Source organism: Rhodopseudomonas infernalis, assembly GCF_022271405.1.
GTDB lineage: Bacteria > Pseudomonadota > Alphaproteobacteria > Rhizobiales > Xanthobacteraceae > Rhodopseudomonas > Rhodopseudomonas infernalis.
Genome location: NZ_JAJNAL010000080.1, coordinates 1 through 6,019, shown reverse-complemented (window position 1 = coordinate 6,019; position 6,019 = coordinate 1). Strand labels below are relative to the sequence as shown.

6 protein-coding genes are annotated in these 6,019 nt (G+C 65.4%); all 6 read left to right on the top strand.

Annotated features, from left to right (window positions below; translation table 11 throughout):
* Positions 1–182 precede the first annotated feature (182 nt).
* Positions 183–1,724: a glycerol-3-phosphate dehydrogenase gene (gene glpD, locus LPW26_RS25285; RefSeq protein WP_238738526.1), complete on the top strand. Its 1,542-nt coding sequence runs from the start codon at positions 183–185 to the stop codon at positions 1,722–1,724.
* Positions 1,721–2,800 (top strand): ABC transporter ATP-binding protein, encoded by a 1,080-nt coding sequence (locus tag LPW26_RS25280; RefSeq protein ID WP_238738525.1) that lies wholly within the window; start codon positions 1,721–1,723, stop codon positions 2,798–2,800. The genes glpD and LPW26_RS25280 overlap by 4 nt, the downstream gene beginning before the upstream one ends.
* A gap of 11 nt (positions 2,801–2,811) precedes the next feature.
* Positions 2,812–3,915: an ABC transporter ATP-binding protein gene (locus LPW26_RS25275; protein ID WP_238738524.1), complete on the top strand. Its 1,104-nt coding sequence runs from the start codon at positions 2,812–2,814 to the stop codon at positions 3,913–3,915.
* Entirely contained in the window at positions 3,915–4,817 is a 903-nt protein-coding gene (locus LPW26_RS25270; protein ID WP_238738523.1) for a carbohydrate ABC transporter permease, read from the top strand. Before LPW26_RS25275 ends, LPW26_RS25270 begins: the two co-directional genes overlap by 1 nt.
* Positions 4,817–5,623 (top strand): carbohydrate ABC transporter permease, encoded by an 807-nt coding sequence (locus LPW26_RS25265; protein ID WP_011159940.1) that lies wholly within the window; start codon positions 4,817–4,819, stop codon positions 5,621–5,623. Before LPW26_RS25270 ends, LPW26_RS25265 begins: the two co-directional genes overlap by 1 nt.
* A gap of 190 nt (positions 5,624–5,813) precedes the next feature.
* On the top strand, positions 5,814–6,019 hold a 206-nt coding region (locus tag LPW26_RS25260; protein WP_238738522.1), incomplete at its 3' end, for a DUF2160 domain-containing protein.

Genomic DNA, 6,019 nt, shown 5'->3' with positions numbered 1-6,019 from the left:
GCGTCTGCGTCGAGGTGCCATGATCTACAAGTATAGGTTGCACAAATCAGCGTCGTGGCCGTGCATGACCCGTCATATGCCGCTTGCTTTCGTTTTGTATTCTGATTTATTTCGTCTCGAAATAAATTCGACAGAAGCGAAAGCTGCAGTGCAGCAATTCGCAAGCGTGGCGAGGAGCGTCTGTGGGGAAGATTTTCGATCTCGCGATCATCGGCGGCGGGATCAACGGCTGTGGCATCGCGCGCGACGCGGCCGGCCGGGGCAATTCTGTATTCCTCTGTGAAATGAACGACCTCGCCAGCGGCACCTCGTCATGGTCGACCAAGCTGATCCATGGCGGGCTGCGCTATCTCGAATATTTCGAATTCCGGCTGGTGCGCGAGGCGCTGATCGAGCGCGAGCGGCTGTGGCAGATCGCGCCGCACATCATCGGACCGCTGCGTTTCGTGCTGCCGCATCATTCCGGCCTGCGGCCGGCCTGGCGGCTGCGGCTCGGGCTTTTCCTTTACGACTACATCGGCGGCCGCAAGCTGCTGCCGCCGACGCGCTCGGTCGATCTCGCCCATGACGAAGTCGGCAAGCCGCTGATCCCGGGGCGTTTCACCAAGGGCTTCGAGTACTCCGATTGCTTCGTCGACGATGCGCGGCTGGTGGTGCTGACGGCGCGCGACGCCGCCGAGCGCGGCGCCGAGATCCGTACCCGCACCCGTGCGGTCGAGGTGCGCCAGCACGACGGCATCTGGCACGTCACCACCGAGGATATGCGCAGCTGCGTGCGCAGCACCATCCAGGCCCGCGCGCTGGTCAATGCCGCCGGACCGTGGGTCGAGAACGTGCTGGCGTCCGGCTCCGGCGTGAACGCGACCTCGAAGGTGCGGCTGGTGCAGGGGTCGCACATCGTGGTGCCGAAGCTGTATGCGCACGATCGCGCCTACATCTTCCAGAATGCCGACGGCCGGATCGTGTTCGCGATCCCCTATCAGGGCGATTTCACGCTGATCGGCACCACCGACCGCGATTACCATGGCGACCCGTCGCAGGTGAAAGCGACGCCGGAGGAGATCGCCTATCTGTGCGACGCGGTGAGCGGCTATTTCGCCAAGCCGGTGAAGCCGTCCGACGTGGTGTGGACGTTCTCCGGGGTGCGGCCGCTGTATGACGACGGCGCCAGCGAAGCCAAGGCGGCGACGCGGGACTACGTGTTCGAGCTCGACACGCCCGGCGGCGCGCCGCTGCTGTCGATCTATGGCGGCAAGATCACCACCTATCGGCGGCTGTCCGAGGAGGCGCTGGAGAAGCTCGCGCCCTACGTGAAGGGCGCCCAGGCCAAGGAAGGCTGGACCGCGCAGCAGCCGCTACCGGGCGGTGATTTCGCCGTCGACGGCGGACCGGCGCTGGTGGCAGAGCTGACGCGGGACTATCCGTTCCTGGCGCAAGGCCATGCGTACCGCCTTGTTCATGCCTACGGCACCCGGGCCCGCAAATTGCTCGGCGGCGCGACCTCGATGGCCGACCTCGGCCGCGACTTCGGCGCCACATTGACGGAGGCCGAAGTCCGCTATCTGATGAAGCGCGAATGGGCCTGCAGCGCGGACGACATCGTCTGGCGGCGATCCAAGCTCGGACTGCGGCTGTCGCCTGCGGCGGTCGCCGAGCTCGATGCCTGGATGGCTGGTCACGACGCCGCCGAGAAATCCCAGCAACAGGCGGGAGGCCGGGCATGAGTGTCAGCCTGGAAAACGTCACCCGGACGATCGACGGCATGCCGGCGATCCGCGACGTGTCGCTGACGCTGGAGCGCGGCACGCTCAGCGTGCTGCTCGGGCCGACGCTCTCCGGCAAGACCTCGATCATGCGGCTGCTCGCCGGCCTCGACAAGCCGACCTCCGGCCGCGTGCTGGTCGACGGCAAGGACGTGACCGGCGCGGACGTCCGCACCCGCTCGGTGGCGATGGTGTATCAGCAATTCATCAACTACCCGTCGCTGACCGTGTACGAGAACATCGCCTCGCCGCTACGCGTGCAGGGCAAGCCGCGCGCCGAGATCGAGCGGCGTGTGCAGGAGGCGGCGAAGCTCCTGAAGCTCGAGCCGTATCTGCAGCGCACGCCGCTGCAGATGTCCGGCGGCCAGCAGCAGCGCACCGCGATCGCCCGCGCGCTGGTCAAGGGCGCCGACCTCGTGCTGCTCGACGAGCCGCTCGCCAATCTCGACTACAAGCTGCGCGAGGAGCTGCGCACCGAGCTGCCGAAGATCTTTGAGGCCTCCGGCGCGATCTTCGTCTACGCGACCACCGAGCCTTCCGAAGCGCTGCTGCTCGGCGGCCGCACCATCTGCATGTGGGAAGGCCAGGCGCTGCAGGTCGGGCCGACCCCGATGGTGTATCGCAAGCCCGACACGCTGCGCGTCGCGCAGGTGTTCTCCGATCCGCCGCTCAACATCGTCGGCGCCGAGAAGAAGGCCGGCACGGTGCACTATTCGGGCGGCATCGAAGCGCCGGCCACCGGCGTGTTCGCCGGGCTTGGCGACGGCATCTACCGGGTCGGCTTCCGGGCCCATCAGATCGAAGTGAAGCGCGCCGATCCGGATCGGCACGCATTCCAGACCACGGTGGCGATCACCGAGATCACCGGCTCGGAGAGCTTCGTGCACCTGAAGCGCGGCGACGACAATTGGGTCGCGGTGCTGCACGGCATTCACGAATTCGAGCCGGGCCAGACGCTCGATGCCGTTCTCGATCCCGCTAATCTGTTCGTGTTCGACGCGGCCGACCGCCTCGTCGCCGCGCCGAAGCCGAACTGAGGGGCAGCCCGATGGCGCGCATCGATCTCGTCGATCTGGCTCACTCCTACCTCGTCGGCGACAACCTGCCGCCCGCCGCCTATGCGCTGAAGCCGGTGTCGATGACCTGGCGGCAGGGGGGCGCCTATGCGCTGCTCGGCCCAAGCGGCTGCGGCAAGACTACGCTGCTCAACCTGATCTCCGGCATCGTCACGCCGTCGCACGGCAAGATCCTGTTCGACGGCAAGGATGTGACGCAGCTCTCGACCCGCGAGCGCAATATCGCCCAGGTGTTCCAGTTTCCGGTGATCTACGACACCATGACGGTGCGGGAGAATCTGGCGTTTCCGCTGAAGAACCGCGGCGTCGCCAAGCCGGACATCGACAAGCGCGTCGCCGAGATCGCCGCCCTGCTGGACCTGACGCCGAACCTCAACCGCAAGGCGACGCGGCTCACCGCAGACGCCAAGCAGAAGATCTCGCTCGGCCGCGGCCTCGTCCGCAACGACGTCGCCGCGATCCTGTTCGACGAGCCGCTGACGGTGATCGACCCGCATCTGAAGTGGGAACTGCGCTCCAAGCTGAAGGCGCTGCACCGCGCGCTGGATCTGACGATGATCTACGTCACCCACGACCAGACCGAAGCGTTGACCTTCGCCGATACGGTGGTGGTGATGCATGACGGCCGCGTCGTGCAAAGCGGCACCCCGGAGGAATTGTTCGAGAAGCCGGCCCACACCTTCGTCGGCTACTTCATCGGCTCGCCCGGCATGAACATTCTGCCCGCCGAGGTGAAGGGTCGCGACGCGATCGTTGGCGGCCACGCCATCCGGCTGGCGCGCGGCTACGACAATCTGCCCGCCGGCGCCAAGATCGAGATCGGCGTCCGCCCCGAATTCGTGCACCTCACCGCCAAGGCGCCGGGCGTGCTGTCGGGCCGTATCGAGCGGATCGACGATCTCGGCCGCATCCGCTTCGCCTCGGTGCGCGTCGGTGATGCCAAGTTCGCCGCGCGCGTGCCGGACGGATTCACGCCGGGCGGCGACGAGGCCGGTCTGATGATCGAACCGTCGCGCATCCACGTCTACGCCGACAGCGTGATCGTCGAGGGCAGCGCACTGGAGCAAGTCGCCTGATGGACAAGGTCGTCAACCAGAAAGCCTGGTTCCTGGTGCTGCCGGTGTTCGCCATCGTGGCGTTCTCGGCGATCCTGCCGTTGATGACGGTGGTGAACTATTCGATGCAGGACACCTTCGGCAACAATCAGTTCTTCTGGAACGGCGTCGGCTGGTTCAAGGAACTGCTCGATCCGTCGAGCGATCTCGGCGGGCGCTTCTTCGCGTCGCTGGGGCGCAACCTGGCGTTCTCGGCGATCATCCTGGCGATCGAGGTGCCGCTCGGCATCGTGGTGGCGCTGGCGATGCCGCGGCACGGCTGGTCGGTGGCGTTCTGCCTGGTGATGATGGCGTTGCCGCTGTTGATCCCGTGGAACGTGGTCGGCACCATCTGGCAGATCTTCGGCCGCCCCGACATCGGCCTGATGGGCTACACGCTCAATCATCTGGGCATCAACTACAACTACGTCTCCAACGAGTTCGACGCCTGGGCCACCGTGGTGGTGATGGACGTCTGGCACTGGACCAGCCTAGTGGCGCTGTTGTGCTATGCGGGCCTCAAATCGATCCCGGACGCGTATTATCAGGCGGCGCAGATCGACGGCGCGTCGCGCTGGGCGGTGTTCAAGGCGATCCAGCTGCCGAAGATGCACCGCGTGCTGCTGATCGCCGTGCTGCTGCGCTTCATGGACAGCTTCATGATCTACACCGAGCCGTTCGTCGTCACCGGCGGCGGTCCGGGCAACTCGACCACCTTCATCTCGATCGAACTCGTCAAGATCGCGCTCGGCCAGTTCGATCTCGGCAAGGCCGCGGCGCTGTCGATCGTCTACAATCTGATCATCATCATCGTGTGCTGGGTGTTCTACACCGTGATGACCAATGCGGGCGCCGAGCGGCGGCCGGCCGAAGGGAGCATGTGATGCATTCGATCCCCGGCCGCCGCATCGTCATGGCGCTGTATCTGCTGTTCCTGATGTTGCCGATCTACTGGCTCGTCAACATGAGCTTCAAGACCAATGGCGAGATCGTCTCGACGATGACGCTGTGGCCGCACCAGCCGACGCTGGAAAACTACCGGACGATCTTCACCGATCCGAGCTGGTATTCGGGCTACATCAACTCGCTGCAATACGTCGTCATCAACACCGTGCTGTCGATCTCGTTCGCGCTGCCGGCTGCGTATGCGTTCTCGCGCTATCGCTTCCTCGGCGACAAGCATCTGTTCTTCTGGCTGCTGTCGAACCGCATGGCGCCGGCCGCGGTCTATGCGCTGCCGTTCTTCAATCTGTATTCGGCGCTGAACCTGTTCGACACGCCGTGGGCGGTGGCGCTGGCGCATTGTCTGTTCAACGTGCCGCTGGCGGTGTGGATCCTCGAGGGCTTCGTCTCCGGCGTGCCGAAGGAGATCGACGAAACCGCGTTCCTGGACGGCTATTCGTTTCCGCGCTTCTTCGTGAAGATCCTGATGCCCCTGATCGCCTCGGGCATCGGCGTCGCGGCGTTCTTCTGCTTCATGTTCTCGTGGGTCGAGCTGCTGCTGGCGCGGACGCTGACCTCGGTCAACGCCAAACCGATCTCGGCGGTGATGACCCGTACGGTCTCGGCCGCCGGCATGGACTGGGGCCTGCTCGCCGCCGCCGGCGTGCTGACCATCATCCCGGGCGCGCTGGTGATCTGGTTCGTCCGCAACTACATCGCGCGCGGCTTCGCGCTCGGCCGGGTGTGAGGGACATGATGCTGCGCCCACATTTCCCCCGTCATTGCGAGCCAACGGGTCCGGCCTTCGGCCGGCCCGATGACAGGCTCGGCGAAGCAATCCAGAGCGCAGTGCTCGGAGCTGGATTGCTTCGTCGCTGCGCTCCTCGCAATGACGGAGAGGCCGTCATCGCGCGTAACGATCGAAGGGGAGAGTAATCATGGACTCCTTCGCCTGGATGGCGTGGACTTGGCCGACCGCGATCTTCTTCGTGGCGCTCGCCGGCACGCTCGGAACCATGACCTGGCTCGCGGTGGCCTATCCCGAGGTCGAGCGCGTCGGTGTGCTGCGGATCCCGACCACGCGCGGCGACCGGTTGTTTCTATCGCTGATCCTCGCCGCGGTGATCCATCTGGTGTTGATCTC